Annotated in this window: 16 protein-coding genes and 1 pseudogene; 9 read left to right on the top strand and 8 right to left on the bottom strand. The window is 37.8% G+C overall.

The window, feature by feature from the left end:
* Positions 1 to 86 precede the first annotated feature (86 nt).
* Positions 87 to 1,091 carry an AraC family transcriptional regulator gene (locus tag U735_RS0122835; protein WP_034248702.1) on the top strand — a complete coding sequence of 335 codons (1,005 nt, stop codon included), beginning with the start codon at positions 87 to 89 and terminating at the stop codon, positions 1,089 to 1,091.
* An 87-nt stretch (positions 1,092 to 1,178) separates the two neighbouring features.
* On the opposite strand, the pseudogene U735_RS26055 reads toward U735_RS0122835, so the two are convergent.
* The 4 genes and pseudogenes from U735_RS26055 to U735_RS0122805 form a co-directional block, all read right to left on the bottom strand.
* A pseudogene (locus tag U735_RS26055) lies at positions 1,179 to 1,796 on the bottom strand (type I restriction enzyme endonuclease domain-containing protein).
* A gap of 552 nt (positions 1,797 to 2,348) precedes the next feature.
* Positions 2,349 to 3,911, bottom strand: coding sequence for a Fic family protein (locus U735_RS0122815; protein ID WP_031446033.1), 1,563 nt, complete (start codon positions 3,909 to 3,911; stop codon positions 2,349 to 2,351).
* A gap of 221 nt (positions 3,912 to 4,132) precedes the next feature.
* Positions 4,133 to 5,446 (bottom strand): tyrosine-type recombinase/integrase, encoded by a 1,314-nt coding sequence (locus tag U735_RS0122810; RefSeq protein WP_031446032.1) that lies wholly within the window; start codon positions 5,444 to 5,446, stop codon positions 4,133 to 4,135.
* Between the two features lie 372 nt (positions 5,447 to 5,818).
* Positions 5,819 to 6,739, bottom strand: coding sequence for a hypothetical protein (locus U735_RS0122805; protein ID WP_031446031.1), 921 nt, complete (start codon positions 6,737 to 6,739; stop codon positions 5,819 to 5,821).
* A gap of 182 nt (positions 6,740 to 6,921) precedes the next feature.
* Between U735_RS0122805 and U735_RS25125 the strand changes: the two genes are divergently transcribed.
* From U735_RS25125 to U735_RS0122785, 4 genes are all read left to right on the top strand, one after another.
* Positions 6,922 to 7,395, top strand: coding sequence for a hypothetical protein (locus U735_RS25125; RefSeq protein WP_051892306.1), 474 nt, complete (start codon positions 6,922 to 6,924; stop codon positions 7,393 to 7,395).
* Between the two features lie 4 nt (positions 7,396 to 7,399).
* Positions 7,400 to 8,574, top strand: a protein-coding gene (locus tag U735_RS0122790; RefSeq protein ID WP_232233195.1) for an IS3 family transposase whose coding sequence is annotated in 2 segments (ribosomal slippage) — positions 7,400 to 7,655 and positions 7,655 to 8,574 — 1,176 coding nt in all. Because the reading frame shifts where the segments join, the coding sequence is not laid out codon by codon here.
* Between the two features lie 38 nt (positions 8,575 to 8,612).
* The gene (locus U735_RS26215; RefSeq protein ID WP_083260716.1) at positions 8,613 to 8,921 is read left to right on the top strand and encodes an HNH endonuclease; all 309 of its coding nucleotides are present in this window, start codon (positions 8,613 to 8,615) and stop codon (positions 8,919 to 8,921) included.
* Between the two features lie 19 nt (positions 8,922 to 8,940).
* The gene (locus U735_RS0122785; protein ID WP_031446029.1) at positions 8,941 to 9,753 is read left to right on the top strand and encodes a hypothetical protein; all 813 of its coding nucleotides are present in this window, start codon (positions 8,941 to 8,943) and stop codon (positions 9,751 to 9,753) included.
* Between the two features lie 67 nt (positions 9,754 to 9,820).
* Here the strand turns inward: U735_RS0122785 and U735_RS0122780 are convergent, their stop codons facing one another.
* The 4 genes from U735_RS0122780 to U735_RS25820 form a co-directional block, all read right to left on the bottom strand.
* Complete coding sequence (locus tag U735_RS0122780; protein ID WP_031446028.1) at positions 9,821 to 10,186, bottom strand: hypothetical protein; 366 nt, start codon at positions 10,184 to 10,186, stop codon at positions 9,821 to 9,823.
* 10 nt (positions 10,187 to 10,196) lie between these two features.
* Positions 10,197 to 10,823, bottom strand: a complete 627-nt coding sequence (locus U735_RS0122775; protein WP_455550046.1) for a rolling circle replication-associated protein — start codon at positions 10,821 to 10,823, stop codon at positions 10,197 to 10,199.
* Positions 10,824 to 10,989: 166 nt separating this feature from the next.
* Positions 10,990 to 11,832 carry an IS3 family transposase gene (locus U735_RS25630; protein ID WP_232233225.1) on the bottom strand — a complete coding sequence of 281 codons (843 nt, stop codon included), beginning with the start codon at positions 11,830 to 11,832 and terminating at the stop codon, positions 10,990 to 10,992.
* 35 nt (positions 11,833 to 11,867) lie between these two features.
* Positions 11,868 to 12,134, bottom strand: a complete 267-nt coding sequence (locus U735_RS25820) for a transposase (protein ID WP_031443010.1) — start codon at positions 12,132 to 12,134, stop codon at positions 11,868 to 11,870.
* Between the two features lie 453 nt (positions 12,135 to 12,587).
* Here U735_RS25820 and U735_RS0122755 point away from each other — a divergent pair, with 453 nt between their 5' ends.
* From U735_RS0122755 to U735_RS0122740, 4 genes are all read left to right on the top strand, one after another.
* Positions 12,588 to 13,016, top strand: coding sequence for a hypothetical protein (locus U735_RS0122755; protein WP_031446026.1), 429 nt, complete (start codon positions 12,588 to 12,590; stop codon positions 13,014 to 13,016).
* A gap of 294 nt (positions 13,017 to 13,310) precedes the next feature.
* Entirely contained in the window at positions 13,311 to 14,459 is a 1,149-nt protein-coding gene (locus tag U735_RS0122750; RefSeq protein WP_031446025.1) for a COG1470 family protein, read from the top strand.
* Positions 14,459 to 15,436 (top strand): ABC transporter ATP-binding protein, encoded by a 978-nt coding sequence (locus U735_RS0122745; protein WP_031446024.1) that lies wholly within the window; start codon positions 14,459 to 14,461, stop codon positions 15,434 to 15,436. The genes U735_RS0122750 and U735_RS0122745 overlap by 1 nt, the downstream gene beginning before the upstream one ends.
* On the top strand, positions 15,426 to 16,502 hold the full coding sequence (locus tag U735_RS0122740; protein WP_083260588.1) for an ABC transporter permease: 1,077 nt from the start codon (positions 15,426 to 15,428) through the stop codon (positions 16,500 to 16,502). The genes U735_RS0122745 and U735_RS0122740 overlap by 11 nt, the downstream gene beginning before the upstream one ends.
* Positions 16,503 to 16,738 lie beyond the last annotated feature (236 nt).

The raw sequence follows: 16,738 nt of genomic DNA, 5'->3' as shown, positions 1-16,738 counted from the left end.
TTGGGTTAATTTATTTAGTAGATGCTGATAGTTAGTGTTTTAAATGTTTAGATTGAAAATTAAAATGCAACCATTAAAAAGGTATTATGGGGAAGAAAGGAAGTAAAGATTTTTCTAAAATATATCGCCCTGACCGCTGTGATCCCTTAATTAATGCGGTAGATTCCGGTGAACTCGAAATGAGAGCCTTAAAGAGGGAGGATTATCCCGGAACGGAGCTCCCTGAAGAAGTTTTACCGGGAATTTTAAGTATTGGTTATTGGGATGCTAAAACACACCAAAATTGGGGTTTGGATTGGCACAGAAATGAAGGAATAGAGTTTACTTTTTTGGAATCTGGAAACTTGAGTTTTTCCACCGAAACAGAACAATTTAATTTGGTTCCTGGAAATTTAACGGTAACCAGACCATGGCAGCTTCATAAGGTGGGGAATCCTGAAGTCACTGTTGGAAAGTTGCATTGGTTGATCATTGACGTACAAGTACGCCAACCACATCAACAATGGGAATGGCCCGATTGGATTATACTTTCAAAACAGGATTTAGACTTTTTAACCCTCATTTTGAGGCAGAATGATATTCAGGTTTGGAACTCAGATAGAAAAATACAGCAATGTTTTAAAGAATTGGGATATTGTCTCGATAATTGTAATTTAGAAATCCCACAATCTAAATTTAATATTTTAATTAACGACCTTCTCTTAGAAATACTTTGCCTATTTAAAACAGGCAAGGTGAAACTTGATGAATCCCTTACCTTAAATTTGCGTACAGTGGAAATTTTTTTGAACTATTTACGAAGTGATTACGAAAAGTTATGGACACTTGACGATATGGCAGAACATTGCGGAATCGGTAAGACAAGTCTGTCCAAATATTGCAAACAGCTTACCAATATGACCCCTATTGATTATTTAATCAACTTGAGGCTTCATGCAGCTGCGGAAATATTAAGAGAGAATAAGTCCAAGAATATAACAGACGTTGGATATAGTTGTGGTTTTTCAACTTCCCAGTACTTTGCAACAGTATTTAAAAACCATTATAAGTGTACCCCAAGTGAATATTCCGCTAAGTATATAAAAAGCTGAACACTTTTGTTTTTGATGATTTTCTAGGTTGAATTCGAAATCTTTTCCCAAATTATACCTAAAGTATGCTTGCCATGCACAAGGTAATCACCCCATCAACGGCCAATCCTTATACTGACCTTCTGCCTGTTCCACTGACTCTTTTAAAAGATTACCCAATTCACAGAAAGGGATCTTGCCATTCAGTTCCTTTTTTACCGCCAGGCGTATTGCTGACCTGGCATCTTCTTTCTTGGTCCAATCCAGTTGTAGATTTTTCTTAACCGATGCGACTACGTAATGCACTAAATCTTGAATACGACCCTTTACGTTCAATAATTTCTCGTTTGCAGCCAACAAGTCGTAAAACGCCAGTTCATCCTCTTTAGGACCTAATTGTTTTGTTCTGATATCATCTTGCTCCAATTCCTGGGCAATGTCCAACAAGTGCTTTATGGCTGCTATAGAATCCATGCTGTTCTTATGCTACTTGCCCTATACCTTTTCCAATTCATCCCTAAGATTTGTCATTTTATGAATGTTCTTGACCATTTGTACTTTGAGTTCATCATTAATAATATTCCGTAGAAATTCTATTTTTATGTTCTCCCTGCCCTTTTCCTTAACAATCTCTTGAAAACGATCGTCTATTATGGAAATATCAATTTTATCCAGATTGTACATTTTTGCTAAATCAACAATTTCCTGGATACTTCGGTTCGTCACTCCGAAATAGCCAAGAAGCCTTCAACGGCTTCAAGGATGAGCTGACGGATTATTCCAAGTATAAGGGCAGGGGTCTTTCGATGTAGACTTCAGGAAAGCTGTTCCGTTATTGGAATTTGCTCACTATGGGTGATTTATTAGTGGTTAGGGGGAAGAAGAGGATAAAGTATTCAAAATGCTTTGGATGCCCCATTGGGTTCTATCTATCTAAACGTTAATGAAATTCAATTGGTGGAGATACGATAGTTAGGTGTTGGGGGGATGTTTCCTCAAAGGCTTGAACAAGAAGCCAGCTATTTAAGCTTTTATACAGAAATCTTAAATAAGAATATAGTTATTTAAGAAAGCGATAATTTTGTTAATTAAGGATGATTTAGGAAAAGTAAAAAAATGAAAGAATTTAAAGCAGGGAAATCGATCAATCAAGGATATTATAAAGGTTTCCAACTTAATTTTATCAATAAGGAATTTGTTTAAGAATAATCATTGATCAACAGCATTTTATAGCAGTAACAAGTCAATAGCTACATCCAAAACATAACTGTCGAATAATTATTTGAAGATTTCATTGAACTTTTTTTCAATACGATGGATTTCTTCATCTTTTAGCTGATTAAACTCTTTTTTCCGTGCTCTTTGGGAAAGCTGGCCCTCGTTTTGTTCCAAAAAGCGAACCAATGTTGCTATCATCTTATCTGGCATTTCATATTCATCTTCCAAGAACCTTTTGTAGGCGTCAAACTTTCTTAAATAGACCACTTCCTTGGGAATAACGTTCTCTATGGTGTCGTTCACACAATCAAACAAGAACTCGGCCTGTTTGGTGGCATTATAGTAACGATAGTAATCTAGAGTTTCATTGATAACCTCTACATTATGGTCAGGTGTCTCTTTCCATTCAATAAAATCCAACAGCGGATGGGAATAGGCCTCCAGTACTTTTCTGTAATCGGTGATATGATCCAAAATAGAAGCGGATATTGGAAATATGATGCCTTGTTGCGAAAATTGTTTTTTTGCCAAGATATGATGAATAAGGTAGCGGTGTATCCGGCCATTGCCATCCTGTAAAGGGTGGATAAAAACAAAACCAAAGGCAATCGAAGCTGCAATCAATACCGCATCCATATTGGTACTCAACAGCAGTCGATTGGTTTCCAAAAGACCGTTGATCAATTTTTCTATATCCTGCCAGCGTGCAGAGAAATGATCTGGAATAGGTTCCCCAGTTGTGCGGTCATGCTCTCCCACAAATCCTCCCTTTTTTCGAAAACCAATATCTATAAACCTTGGATTCTCTATTACAATTTGTTGGAGACGGATGAATTCCTCTTTGCTAAGATCACTATAGCCAGCTTGGCCTATGGCTTGTCCCCAGCGGGCAGCCCTTTTACTTCGAGGACTCTCCCCTTCGATTGTGAACGATGCTTTGGAATCCTTCAATAGTAGAAATGCCGCGGCACGTTGCAGAATGTCTTTGCGGATTCCTTTTAAGTACTCGTTTTCTCGTTCTGAAAGTTTAGAGGAAATGTAATTCTCTAACTTTTCAGTCTTGAATATGAGAGGACAGAAATCAGGGGTGCCTGGTAGATTGTTGATAATTAAATGCCGAGATGACCTTATACCTTCTATAGCATATTGCAGATTTTCATCCAATAATGGCACATAACTTTTCTTGGTCAGATCTTCTTTTCCTGCCAAAGGTTTCTGCATAATCCATTCTAGCAAGAACCAAATACGTCTGCTGTACTGCCCGGTTGGTTCTATGCTTACCAAAATTGATAGTTGTTCCTCGTAATAGTGTTTGGCTAGAAAGCTAAAAAACAAAAGATTGATGCCTTCATATTTTAACGAAAATACCAAGTGTTTGTAAAGCGCTTCTATTTCTGTGAGATTTCCATTGTCATCCGGCAAGTAACTTTTTGGTAAAACGTTCCAATCTTCGGATTGATATTTTTTGTTTTGCTGGCAGACCAATGCGATTTGACTTGGCATAGGTACTTTTAACCCTAATTTTTGAATAATGGCAGCATATCCGACAATGACTCCTTCTTCAGGAACTTTTCTTCCTTGAAAAATGGGTGCATGAGTTGAAAAATGAGGGCTAGAAGACATAAAAAGTAGAATTTAGGCGCAATATATAAAAAATTCGAGTGCGTAAGATGAAATATGGGCGCAAATTATATTTTTGGAATTAAAATAGGGGCATTGTTCGATGATGGTTCATTTATGGACTTTGGATGAATGCTTAAATTTCAACTTGTTTACTTCTTGGCTTTCCAAAATTGAATTGTAGACGTATAGGACTCAAATACCTGTCATTATAAAATTGCTTTTTATGCTCCAGTAATCTTGGCATTAATTTCATCGAGTATTTTTGCCGTAACGCTTTTGCCATAGTGCTTCTCGGTCACTTGAACACTCGAATGACCAAGTCCGGAAGATATTTTACGGATGTCTATTCCCATGTCAAGACCAATATTAGTCCACGTGTCCCGAAGCGTGTATGTAGTAATCTTTTTTTCTATTCCCAACAAGGCGGCAATTCTCGCTGCATACTCATTGAAAATTTTTGCTTTTGCTTTGTTTACTTTATGCAAGCGTTCTGGTGAAGTATTTTCAGGTATGATTGGAAATAGGTATTCGTTATCTTTTTGACCGTTTAAATAATGATTTATAATTTTTAATGATTCATCACTCTGCAGTACGCTAAAATAATCCCCCTCATAATGAGTTTTTTTTCGAAAATACTTGATACGATTATCCTCAAACTGGAAACGTTTTAATATTGCCATGTCAAAAAAATTCATTCCCATATTATTGAACATGAACAATAGATAATTTCGATTGTCCCAAATCGGGGTTCTAGGCTCTAATTCCAACATTCTAATTTTATGAATATCCTCCAAATCAAGTGGGGCAGGAGCATTCGCATGGCTCTTCTTTTTGATGTTCGATAATGGCTTATGGCTTCTTAGATCCTCAAAAGTCTTACCTGCATCGTTCATAATAGCTTGTAAACTTCTTAGGAATATTGCCGGCGTATTTTTTGATTTATAGCGGTTACTTAAATAGGCTTTAAAGTCCTTCGCAAAACCATAGTCTATGGCCTTGATTTCCATGTCCAAATCCTTGAATTCATCAAGAGGCACCAATTTGTCTTCTTTGATTTCATAAAGAGTTTTTATTTTAGTGTCCGTCATTCCTTTTAAATGTCTCCTAAATTTAATCAGGGACTTTAATGCATCTTCGTAAGAACTGGCGGTGGAAAAGCGTTGTTCCAGGCGCAAGCGAGAAAGATATTTCCCTCCATGGTTTAAGATGGTCCGGGACGGTGAAATTTTAAAAAAGCGTTCTTCAATTTCTGATTTCAAACGATCCATTTCCCATTTCTTGATTCCGCCCTGGTTTTCATGGACCCATAAATCCACATCGGAATAGATTTTATGGGTTCGCTTGGTATGGCGCACGGCATTCAATATACCTGTTATTTTTCCAGTGTTAAAATTGTATTGATTTTCTTTTAAGTGTAAATTGAATGGAATATCTCGTGTTTTTCCGGCGTGCCCTATGCGTAAAACCAACGGGTGTTTATTATCTTTGGTAGTGTGGTCTGCCCGTTTATCAAGGGCTATCTTAATAGTGGCCATAAAAAGTGAGTGTTTTTTTCGGCGTGCTTTCGGCGTGCTTTTTTTGATTTCAGATGGTTTAATGTGATATTGAAGATATGAAAAATACCCGTAAAATGGGCATTTCAAGCCATATTAAGTTATATGAGACCATATTTGTACTGACTCATAATCAGGTGGTCCCTGGTTCGAGCCCAGGTGGGACCACAGAAATCGCTTGATAAGCCCTGTAAACACTACGTTTACGGGGCTTTTTTTATTTCAGGGGCGGAATACGGGGCGGAATAAAACCAGTGCAAATTCTAATTGTTCTTTTCGGTTGAGGGAGACAGGTAAGTTATTGTATTGGGATATCACTATGTCGGTTACGAATTGATTGAAACTGAATTCTTGTTAATCAATTAAAATATCAATGTTTTTTTCCTTAATATATTTGATGCATCTATTCCTAAAATTATCTTTGATGGAATAAAATTGATGGTCTTGATTTTGTTTTCTTGTCCACTGGAAAAAGAAATTCTTTTGAATATCTTCATTATCAGATTCATCTTTAAAATTTAGTTTTATGATTAATACAATACTTGAGTGAGAATCCAAAGAATTTAAGGGAAGAAACGGAAAACTGGTTACTTTTTCAAAAGCAGCAATATCTCCTTTCAATTGTCCTTTTTCATATTCTTTCGATGTTTCAAACCCAAGAATACTATCATTATTATCAAAACCTATGAGGGCAAATTTGTGATTGATATTGATAGCTGATCTTTTACCTGAATTATATAATTTATATTCAACGGACAACTTGCTTGAATCTCTGGGTGATATTACTAACATCACATCTGCACCATAAACGATAATATCAGCTTTTTCTAGAGCAAACCGAGCTTTATCCAACGTCAATTGTTCCTGCACTTTTCTTTCGAAGATTTCAGTTTGTTTTAGTGTCTTATTCAAAATTCTAATTTGATTAGAGACATTTTGCTCAATTACCCCTAATGTCTTATTGAAGCCTTTAATAGAATCACTAATTTTAAGTGCTTCTTCAAGGCTTTCATCCAGATTTGAAATTATTTTATCAGCTTTAAGCTTGATATTTTCAGTATTATTTAAAGTCCCGTCTAATTTATTTTCAAATTTTACAGATTCTAATTTTTTCTCACGAATGTCCTTAATTGAAAAATATACACCCGAAAGGAACAAAATGACGAGAATTGTAATTATAAATGACTTATCATTTTTAGTTAGACCTGTATCTATAAATAATAAAAGTATTGCTCCTAATGCCGTTATAATAGTAGTAATTATTGCATATTTCATAGAGGAAAAGTGAGGGTTAATGAATTTTGACTGTAAATATAAGAAAGAACACATTGCCTATATTTCAAGTTTTAGGAAATATAGGGCATTAGTATAATTATAGAATGCTATAACTTACTAAACATTTATACGACATTATTTATTAGTTTTATGAGAACTTAATCTAAAAAAGAGGAAAATTAATGCGCAATCCGAAATGGCATCGAGATGAAATAATCCTGGCTTTAGATTTATACTTCAAAATAGAGCCTGGGCAAATCCATTCCAGGAATCCCGCGATAATTACACTTTCTGAACTCCTAAATAAATTGCCTTTACACGAAGAGCGACCAGATGCTGTTAAGTTTAGGAACCCTAATGGAGCAAGTCTCAAACTTAGTAACTTCTTAGCTATTGACCCGAACAGTAATCAAAAAGGAATGCAATCGTATAGTAGATTGGATAAGGAGATTTTTGAGGAGTTTGTTAATCGAAAGAATGAACTATTTAAAATTGCAAATCAAATAAAATCAACTGTAAATAAAACAAGTCTTAATTTAAGCCTTTCAAATGTTGAAAACGATGAAGAATTAAGTTCAGTTAAAGAAGGTCTGGTCTTGCTACATTTGTTGGGACACTTAGTTAAGGGCAATATTGAAAAATCCTTAACTTGTTAAAACGATGAAAGAAAACAGAAGAATCTACAGTAAAGAATTTAAACAAAAGGCGGTGGAATTGAGCCACGTTCGTGGCAATGTGAACGATATTGCCCGTGAACTGGGTGTCAGATCGGAACTTCTCTATCGCTGGAGACGAGAGTTTGCCCATGATCCTTCCCTGTCCTTTAGTGGCAACGGGAATAAACAGCTCACCCCGGAAGCAAAAGAAGTTGCCAGGTTAAAAAGGGAGCTCGCCGATGTAACCATGGAGCGGGATATCTTAAAAAAGGCGATAGGCATCTTCTCCGCGAGCGACAGGAAATCTACAAATTCATGAAGGACCACCGATTGGAATTTCATGTTGGGAAGATGTGCAAAGTTTTTAAAGTGAGCAAAAGTGGGTTTTACAGAAGTCAAAGAATGCTTCCTTGCGACCGGGACAATGAGAACCGGATGCTACTTTTTCAAATTGGGCGGATACACCAGAAAAGTAAGGCGACCTACGGAAGCCCGCGGATAACCGATGAGCTCAGGGCCCAAGGATTCGATGTGTCCAGGCCACGGGTGGCCCGGCTGATGAAACAAAAAGGTATACGGGCCGTGCATGCTAAAAAGTTTGTGGTCACCACCGATTCCAAACACAAATATCCGGTAGCAGAAAATAAATTGGACAGAAACTTTTCAGCGCAAGCTAAGGCCCGGGCCTGGGTATCGGACATCACCTACATAAAGACCGGGAGGGGATGGCTTTACTTAACGATAATTATTGACCTTTTCGACCGTAAGGTCATAGGTTGGTCACTCAGTAGCGATCTGAGTGCCGCAAACACTTGTATGGCCGCATGGAGAATGGCTGTTAAAAACAGACCGCTTTCGGGAAAATTGATATTCCATTCGGATAGGGGCGTACAATATGCCTGCAATGCCTTTAGAAACCTATTGGGCAGTTATGAAGGAGTTCAGCAGAGTATGAGCAGGAAAGGGAACTGTTGGGACAATGCCGTTGCGGAAAGCTTCTTTAAATCCATAAAGGTAGAACTCATATACAGGACCCGTTATAAGAGAAAAGAACAGGCCGCTATATCTGTGTTCGAGTGGATAGAAACCTGGTATAACCGAAACAGAAGACATTCAGCTCTGGGTAACCGCACAATACTAGAATTTGAACAAATAATGCAATTTAAAAATGTAGCTTAACTTTTTGTCCCGTTTTTTGTTGCAAGTTCAGTCAAGTAATTTATAAGCTTCATAAATTCCGAGAGCGTAATACTAAAATTATTAAGGCTAAAAAGAATAGTTATTTTAAGTCTAATGGAAAGTTAGATTGCGAGGTATGTGGATTTGATTTCTATTTGAAATATGGTGAATTAGGCAAAGGCTTTATTGAATGTCACCACAAGACGCCACTTTCAGAATTGGAGCCAAACACAGAAACAAAACTTTCGGACCTTGCCCTGGTTTGTTCTAATTGTCATAGAATGCTACATAAGGAAATAAGTACTTTAAGTATATCTACTTTAAAAGAAATCCTTAATTCCAACTAAAAAGTAATAAGTCAATGTCATGAATAAAACTCTTATTTTACTTTTGCTGTTTTTGACATCATTAACAGTTGCTTCCCAGAATTTTACTTCCAAAGAACAATGGGAAATAATAAATAAAAGAATTGACAGTATTAGTATTGTTAACGAGAATTACAACAAGATTAATAATCAAGCGATAGAGCAACTCCTTTTGACTAGGTCGAATTTAGATTCTTTAGAAAAGGAAAACCTTTTTTATAGAGTTAAGGAAGATTACTATTCATCTGCGTTGTCAGAACAATCAACCAGATTTGCCCTAATTATTTCTGGCATTTTAGCATTAGTTGCATTGATATCATTCACAGCTTTTCGTTACGAAATAAAGCAGATTAAGAAATTTACTTTAAAAAGAATTAATAGTCAAAACAAAAAATTAGATGTATATAAGACTGAATTGAGTTCAACACAAATGACTTTACATTTAACACAGGGCAATCTTAATACATCTATTGGTCAATATTACCAAGCGAAAAATGATTATGTAAATGCCTTTCATTTCTATATTGTGGCGGCCAAATCTCATGGCTTATCAAGTAAACTACAATTGTCTTTAAAAAAGATAAAGGAAACAGATGAAAATGCCTATGCTTTTACAATTACAAACTTAAATGACGCGAACCTATGTCTTTTAGAGATTGTTGCCCCGGAAGCTGTGGGGCAACTTAAACAGATTGAAGCCACAATTAAAAAGGATATTGATTTTATATATGCCTTCGATAATGAAAATATTAAAAATGAAATTTCAAACATTAGGGTTTTGCTAAATCAAACTGTTGAATTTCCAACGGATTAGAATAATCATCATAATCCTAATAAAAAAGGTTCTGAATATATGTATTACAGAACCTTTTTCTTTATTATTAATCAAAGTACCCAAAAACCAAATCAGCCACTTCAGGATTAACATATTTAGCTAAATCCCTAATTTCCAAGTTTTCAGATAATTCATTTTTAGTAATTAAAAATTGACTGTTTATTTTTAGTTCATATTCGGGATGGTACAGTGTTTCTTCACCTTCAAGTATTGTGAGTATTGTGTTTTTTCCTATATGATAGAATGCAATACAAAATATTGTGTGTTCAATATCCATTGCATCAACAGTGTATTGTCTAAAATTATCGCCGTTTGTGTTTATTTTGTCTATGTTTAGAGTGATAAAAAGTTCATCAGCCAAATTGATATCATATAAGTAATTTTCCAATATATTTTCTTTTTGTGTTTTCATATTTATAGTTTTATTTAAGTGTTTTGTTTTTATCGTCCAATCTTTTGTACAGTGGTAAGGTTTGCCTATTCAGGTCAATCATTTTTATGTTCAGGGCGGGTTGATTTCTTTCCCCTAAAATCACAGTTTCCTTTAAAACGGCTTTTAGACGCTTAAAATGGTCTGTAAACTCCGTAGTAGTATAAAAGTCTGTGTACAGTTCAGAAACGCGCCTAGAACAGTTCCAGACCTGGCATTTAAACTTTGCATTGTTCTTGGTAACGTACTTGGTTACGTAAGATGCAATTGACCTGATGTTACTCGAATTTAATTGCTTTACATCAAATGCACTAGAGGGCTTGAAATCCTTTTCCCTAGGTTCTATCCCGTTCTTTTTTTGCAAATTCAACCAATAATTCCACCATTTGTCTATTTTCCAATATTTATTGGTGATGATATGGAAGTGAACATTGCCCTCAAATTCTGCGTTTTTGGTTTGCCGTTCCGCTACCCATACATATTGAAAATCGGTACTGCGTTTTTTAACGTTGTCCAAGAATTTTCTAAGGACATCCACAGCCTGTTTATCTTCTACCTTGTTCAAAAATGTGAGGGTAACAAAACTTAATCGCTTATAGCATCTTGCAAAGCAGGTTATTTTCTTCCTGATTTTTTGCTTTGACCTCCTTGAAAGGGACCGCAGTTTTATTTTTCCATCAGTCTTTTTGGATTTTGGTTTGGACTTATCCTTTTCAGGTTCTTTTTTCTTACGTTGAAGCGCAGAGCCTGAAAATTCATCTTTCGGAACTGTAGCCTTCCCCTTTTTAGGACACCTCTAAATTCGATAAATAATTGTTGTTTAGGTCAGATTTGATGAAGAATTTAAATTCTTCATCAAATCTGGGCATATATTCTTTGGGCGATTTATTGCCCAGAGATTTATGTGGGTGGTTAAAATTATAGTCCTCCCGCCAGTTATCGCTTATCTTTTGGAGCTGATATACGTCATTAAAATAATAAGCGTCCAATATGTCTTCTCTAAAAAAGCGGTTGAACCGTTCTATGTATCCGTTCTGCATCGGTTTTCCAGGTTGGGTGTATTTGATTTCTATAAAGTTCTTTTTACACCAGTTCATAAATGTCTTTGAGATAAATTCCGGTCCGTTATCACATCTTATATATTTGGGAGTCCCTATATCTTCTTTCAGGTTTTCCAATGTTTCAATGACCGCCCGTGCCGGATAGGATAGTCCGGCATCAATGGCGATAGCTTCACGGTTACAGTCGTCAATAACGTTGAATACGCGTACTTTTCTGCCATCGCTAAGCGCATCGCTCATAAAGTCCATGCTCCAGCATTCATTGAGCTGTGAAGGTGCTTCCAAGGGTTGCTTTACACGTTTTACCAAACGTTTCTTGTGCTTGCGCCTAAGGCCCAGCTTCATATTGCGGTACACACGCAACACACGCTTTCGATTCCATTTTAGGCCCTCACGACGGATCTTATGATAATACTCATCAAAACCCCGGGTCGGATATGATTCGGCCAACTCGGTTAGCTTGTCGATGACTTCGCTGTCATCCCGTCTACTTTGGTAATACCACATTGATCTGCTTAAATCAACAAGTTTACACGCACGTAATATGGGAACCGTATATTGTTTGATGAGATATTTTGCTCGAACTCTCTTGTCGGAAGGCCTTAGAACTTTTTTGACAAAACGTCCTTTAACATTTTATTGTCCAGACTAACATCCGCATACATTTGTTTTAGCCTATTGTTCTCTTCTTCGAGCTCCTTTAGACGTTTCAGTTGCTGCTGCTCCATACCTCCGTATTTCTTGCGCCAGTAGTAAAATGTACTTTTGTCGATACCCAGTTCCCTGGAAATATCGCCAACGGATCTTCCCTGTTCGTTTTCCCTTAGTGCCTTGACAATCTGGCTTTCCGTAAATTTTGTTCTTTTCATGTGACAGTTAAAATTTAAAATTAATAAATTCGAATTTTATACTGTCCTATTTTTAGGGAAGCCTACATTTTTAGGGAAGCCTACAATATCATGCAATTTATTAAACGAGAGAACGATTTTTCGCCCACGTTTTCAGTTTGGTCAATTGAAAAAGTAACCAAGAATCTATTGTCAAATAGTACTAAAAGTGGGCATTTTTTGCAACCTCCCGCTCTAGGGATGTTGTTCCAATTTCTACTCCCCATTAATCTTCAGGGGAATGAACTCTTTGAATTCAAGTTTTATAGATGAGGGCATAACGGCCCAAGCTTATGTGAGTGACGGCTCCGCAAACCCTTTGGCCAATAAAGGCCGTGGTGGGAATTCTTTTTAGCGCAAAAATCAATCATTATTTCGTTCTGTTTCTTTAGACGATTACTTGCTAACAGTGAAGTATAATTTAAATAAATAGTTATGGAAGCAATAAAGACAAATAAGAAAAAAAACTATCACCAAAGACTAAATTCCCTTCCTACGCTGAAATTCAGGAAATTCCAAATGAACATGGATAAAACTGGAGTCCATATCCTGATTTCGGCCAATTTTCTTAAAAAGGGTAATCATTCCGTAAGGGTACAAAATGGGATGCTACACTTAAAGATCAAACGATCCACAGATCTGTTCGGGTATGCCAATAATACCATTTCACAAGGGGTCCATGACAAGGATATGGATTTTAAAATGTGTTTGCCCCAAAAAAAGTACTGGCATATAAATTCCGTTCGCTTTCAAAACGGTAGCCTGCAGATTCATCTTGTAGATGGGTACCGTGGGAGAGCTGCCATAAAGTACGCGGAACCATCTAAGATTTCCAATTTCATTAACTCATCAGTACCGTATTAACGGCAAATGATTTGGCCTTACCCTTGTAGGGATATCCACGTCCTTACGGGACGCTAAATAATTGTTTTACCGTAATAAATAATGATGTATTGCATATGGATGAACAAATTGAAAAACTGACTGAAACCTGTGGTCCAGAGTCAGCGGTATTGGTGCAATGGATTCCTATAGTGATTTTAAGCCAATACTAGTATGCAGGGAATATTGGCACATTGATAATAATGAATACTGTAATAGACCAGCCGTTAACTCGGCCCAAACTTTTAAATTTTTATGAATTATAAACCAATTTTTATGAAATCGAATAAACCTAATTTAAGAAGTGTACTCTTTTTAATTGCCTTATTATTCTTTTATAGTCAGGGCGCCAAGGCGGGGAATGGTATTATACTATATACCCCTTATACCTATATTACGGTACCCCCTGGAGAATCAATCGACTATACCGTTGAGGTTAAAAATTATGGCAGCCAGGTAAAGGATGTGGAAATTGACTTTTCCGGGCTACCTGAAGATTGGAATTCTACCCTAAAGGCAGGGGGTTATTCCATTAAGCGGATAGCGGTATTGCCGGGCGAGAAAAAAACCGTATCCCTAACCTTAAATGTACCCTTAAAGGTAGATAAGGGCAAATACAACCTCAGGCTCATTGCCAAAAATTACGATGTGCTCCCTATAGTGGTGAACGTATCGGAGGAGGGAACTTTCAAGTCCGAGTTTAGCTCGGACCAAATAAATATGGAGGGGCATTCCAAATCCAATTTCAATTTTTCTACCAAATTAAAAAACCATACCGGCGAAAAGCAGCTGTATTCCTTAATGGCAGCACCGCCACGGGGTTGGAACCTGGCCTTTAAGCCCAATGGCAGACAGGCCACGGCAGTAGAGATCGAAGCGGGTAAAACCACCAATATTACGGTGGAGGTACAGCCTTCCTCCCAAGTAACATCCGGATCCTATAAAATACCGGTAAAGGCTACCAACAAGTACAGCACGGCCGAATTGGAACTGGAGGTGGTCATAAAGGGATCCTATGATATGGAGCTTACCACCCCAACTGGATTGTTGAGTTCCAGTATTACTTCGGGAAGGGAAAAGAAACTGGAACTGCTGTTGAGAAATACCGGATCTAGCGAACTGAGGAATGTTAGTTTTAGCACTTCAAAACCCAAGGATTGGGAAATTTCCATTGAGCCGGACACCATTGCAGTGGTTCAGGCCGGTGGCAGTACAAAGGTCCAGGCTATTATTAAGTCGGCCGATAAGACCATTCCGGGCGATTACCTTCCCAAGATTACGGCCAAGACTCCTGAGGTCTCGTCAACTGCTGCCATTAGGGTCTTGGTTAAGACTCCTTTACTATGGGGTTGGCTCGGGATTTTTATCATCTTAGGCACATTGGGTGGAATTTATTACCTGTTTAGAAAATACGGTAGAAGGTAATGGCGGAAAAGAGTATAGATATAAAGGGGCTCACCAAAAAGTACGGTGATCACATTGCGGTAAACAATTTAAACCTGTCCATAGAAAAGGGTGAGATTTTTGGTCTATTGGGACCCAACGGCGCGGGTAAATCTACCACCATCCTTATGCTATTGGGGCTTACCGAAGTGGATTCGGGGAGTGTAAAGGTATGTGGTATAGACAGTAGCAGGAATCCGCTGGAAGTGAAAAGAAAAGTAGGATATCTACCGGAAGATGTTGGTTTTTACAACGATTATTCCGGATTGCAGAATCTGATGTATATAGCCCGTTTAAACGACATCCGGGAGGAAGAGGCCAAGAGGGCGGCCTTGGAGATATTGCAAGAGGTGGGTTTGGAAGATGTCAAGGATAGTAAGGTGGCCAGCTATTCCCGAGGAATGCGGCAACGTCTTGGTCTGGCAGATGTGCTTATAAAAAACCCGGAGGTCATAATATTGGACGAACCTACCCTAGGACTAGATCCAGAGGGGGTAAAAAAGTTTCTACAGCTCATTGTGCGGCTTAGTAGAAAAAAGGGCATCACCGTATTGTTCTCCTCCCATCATTTGCACCAGATTCAACAGGTATGTGACAGGGTGGGGATCTTTGTGAAAGGTAAAATGCTGGCAGAGGGCAAAATTAGCTCCTTGGCCCAACAGTTGTTTTCCAAAAACTCCTTTACCTTGGAAGGGGGTATTTCTTCTGTGGAGCAATATGTTAAACCTTCCTTGTCAATTAAGGAATTGGTCCACAAAATGAATGCGATTCCCGAGGTTGCACATGTGGAATTTGGGGAAAACCGATTTGTAGTAGAATCCAATAAGGATGTCTCTGCTGAATTGTCAAGACTAGTAGTACAGTCGGGATACGGTCTAAATTTCCTTAGCAAAAAGGAATATGGACTGGACGATATTTATTATCAATATTTTCAAGAAGGTAAAGCACATGAAAAATAAAGTCTTAAGATTAAGTATATCAAAATTAAACGAATTAAAATTTCGCGATAGGATTACCCAGCTGCACTCCTTGGTGTTCAGGGATGACAATGCAGTAACCAGTAAAAGAAATTTTCCATGGGGTCCGTTCAAGGCTATTGTACAAAAGGAGATTTCAGACCATATTAGGAACTGGCGTTTTATAATTCTATTTGTTATTATTTCCCTGGCCTGTATGGGAACATTATTTGCCACTATGGCCAATGGCATGAAGGTCCTTGTTGCCGACAGTGCGGAGAACAACTTTTTTTTCTTGAATTTATTTACCAAATCCGACGGTACCCTGCCGCCGTTTTTTGGGTTTGTGGGATTCCTTGGCCCCTTGTTTGGTATAAGCTTGGGGTTCGATGCCATTAGTTCGGAACAACAAAGGGGAACCTTGAGCAGGGTTATGGCGCAACCTGTTCCCAGAGATAGTATCCTTAACGCTAAATTCTTGGCAGGTATTATCGTGATCGGTGTCATGTTCTTTACATTGAGCTTCTTGGTCTTAGGCTCGGGATTGATAGCTTTAGGAATACCGCCCACCGCAGAGGAATTTATGCGTATCATGGTATATACGGTACTTAGTATTGTCTATGTATCCTTTTGGCTGAACCTTGCTATTTTGTTTTCGGTCCGTTTTAAGCAATCTGCCACTTCCGCCCTGTTGGGTATAGCGGTATGGTTATTTTTCACCATTTTTTATCCTTTGATCGCCAATATCTTCATAAAGGCCTATGAACCATCTAAATTCGCCTCCTCGAGGGCCATTTATTTCTATGAAAAATTGAAGTTTTATTTGCTACAGATCATGCCCAATGAGCTGTTTGATGGGATTACCTCCGCAATTTTAGTGCCTTCGGTTCGTAGTTTGGGGCCACTTAGCATAGAGCAGCTGCAAGGGGCCATTCCCAGTTCCCTGCCATTGGGACAGAGTATTATGTTGGTATGGCCACAGTTTACGGGTTTATTGTCGCTTACGTTGCTGTGTTTTCTGCTTTCTTATATAATCTTTATGAAGCGGGAAATACGCTCCAGGGGATAGGGATTTTTATTTCTATTTGAATGGAGGTTAAGGGAACTGTTCATTCCGCAACCTTTAATCCATATCCTGAAAGTTACCAATGGTCATATGGTTGTTTACCGTCTTAAGTTCAAACCAAAGCCTATTTTTATCGTCTTTTACCCCTGTCCAGACCGAACTTTCGCCAATTGAATTGAGGTTCGATGAATTATGAAGATACCGTTTGAAGGTCTTAAGCACCAATTTACAGGAGCCTA

It is taken from the genome of Arenibacter algicola, assembly GCF_000733925.1.
Lineage (GTDB): Bacteria > Bacteroidota > Bacteroidia > Flavobacteriales > Flavobacteriaceae > Arenibacter > Arenibacter algicola.
The sequence above is the reverse complement of the archived record's forward strand: the minus strand, read 5'-3'. Positions and strand labels throughout refer to the sequence as shown.

What these genes read in the sequence shown, in the direction of transcription:
- U735_RS0122835 (WP_034248702.1), top strand. Translation starts at nt 87, where the DNA reads ATGGGGAAGAAAGGAAGTAAAGATTTTTCTAAAATATATCGCCCTGAC.
- U735_RS0122815 (WP_031446033.1), bottom strand. Translation starts at nt 3,911, where the DNA reads ATGTCTTCTAGCCCTCATTTTTCAACTCATGCACCCATTTTTCAAGGA.
- U735_RS0122810 (WP_031446032.1), bottom strand. Translation starts at nt 5,446, where the DNA reads ATGGCCACTATTAAGATAGCCCTTGATAAACGGGCAGACCACACTACC.
- U735_RS0122805 (WP_031446031.1), bottom strand. Translation starts at nt 6,739, where the DNA reads ATGAAATATGCAATAATTACTACTATTATAACGGCATTAGGAGCAATA.
- U735_RS25125 (WP_051892306.1), top strand. Translation starts at nt 6,922, where the DNA reads ATGCGCAATCCGAAATGGCATCGAGATGAAATAATCCTGGCTTTAGAT.
- U735_RS0122785 (WP_031446029.1), top strand. Translation starts at nt 8,941, where the DNA reads ATGAATAAAACTCTTATTTTACTTTTGCTGTTTTTGACATCATTAACA.
- U735_RS0122780 (WP_031446028.1), bottom strand. Translation starts at nt 10,186, where the DNA reads ATGAAAACACAAAAAGAAAATATATTGGAAAATTACTTATATGATATC.
- U735_RS25820 (WP_031443010.1), bottom strand. Translation starts at nt 12,134, where the DNA reads ATGAAAAGAACAAAATTTACGGAAAGCCAGATTGTCAAGGCACTAAGG.
- U735_RS0122755 (WP_031446026.1), top strand. Translation starts at nt 12,588, where the DNA reads ATGGAAGCAATAAAGACAAATAAGAAAAAAAACTATCACCAAAGACTA.
- U735_RS0122750 (WP_031446025.1), top strand. Translation starts at nt 13,311, where the DNA reads ATGAAATCGAATAAACCTAATTTAAGAAGTGTACTCTTTTTAATTGCC.
- U735_RS0122745 (WP_031446024.1), top strand. Translation starts at nt 14,459, where the DNA reads ATGGCGGAAAAGAGTATAGATATAAAGGGGCTCACCAAAAAGTACGGT.
- U735_RS0122740 (WP_083260588.1), top strand. Translation starts at nt 15,426, where the DNA reads ATGAAAAATAAAGTCTTAAGATTAAGTATATCAAAATTAAACGAATTA.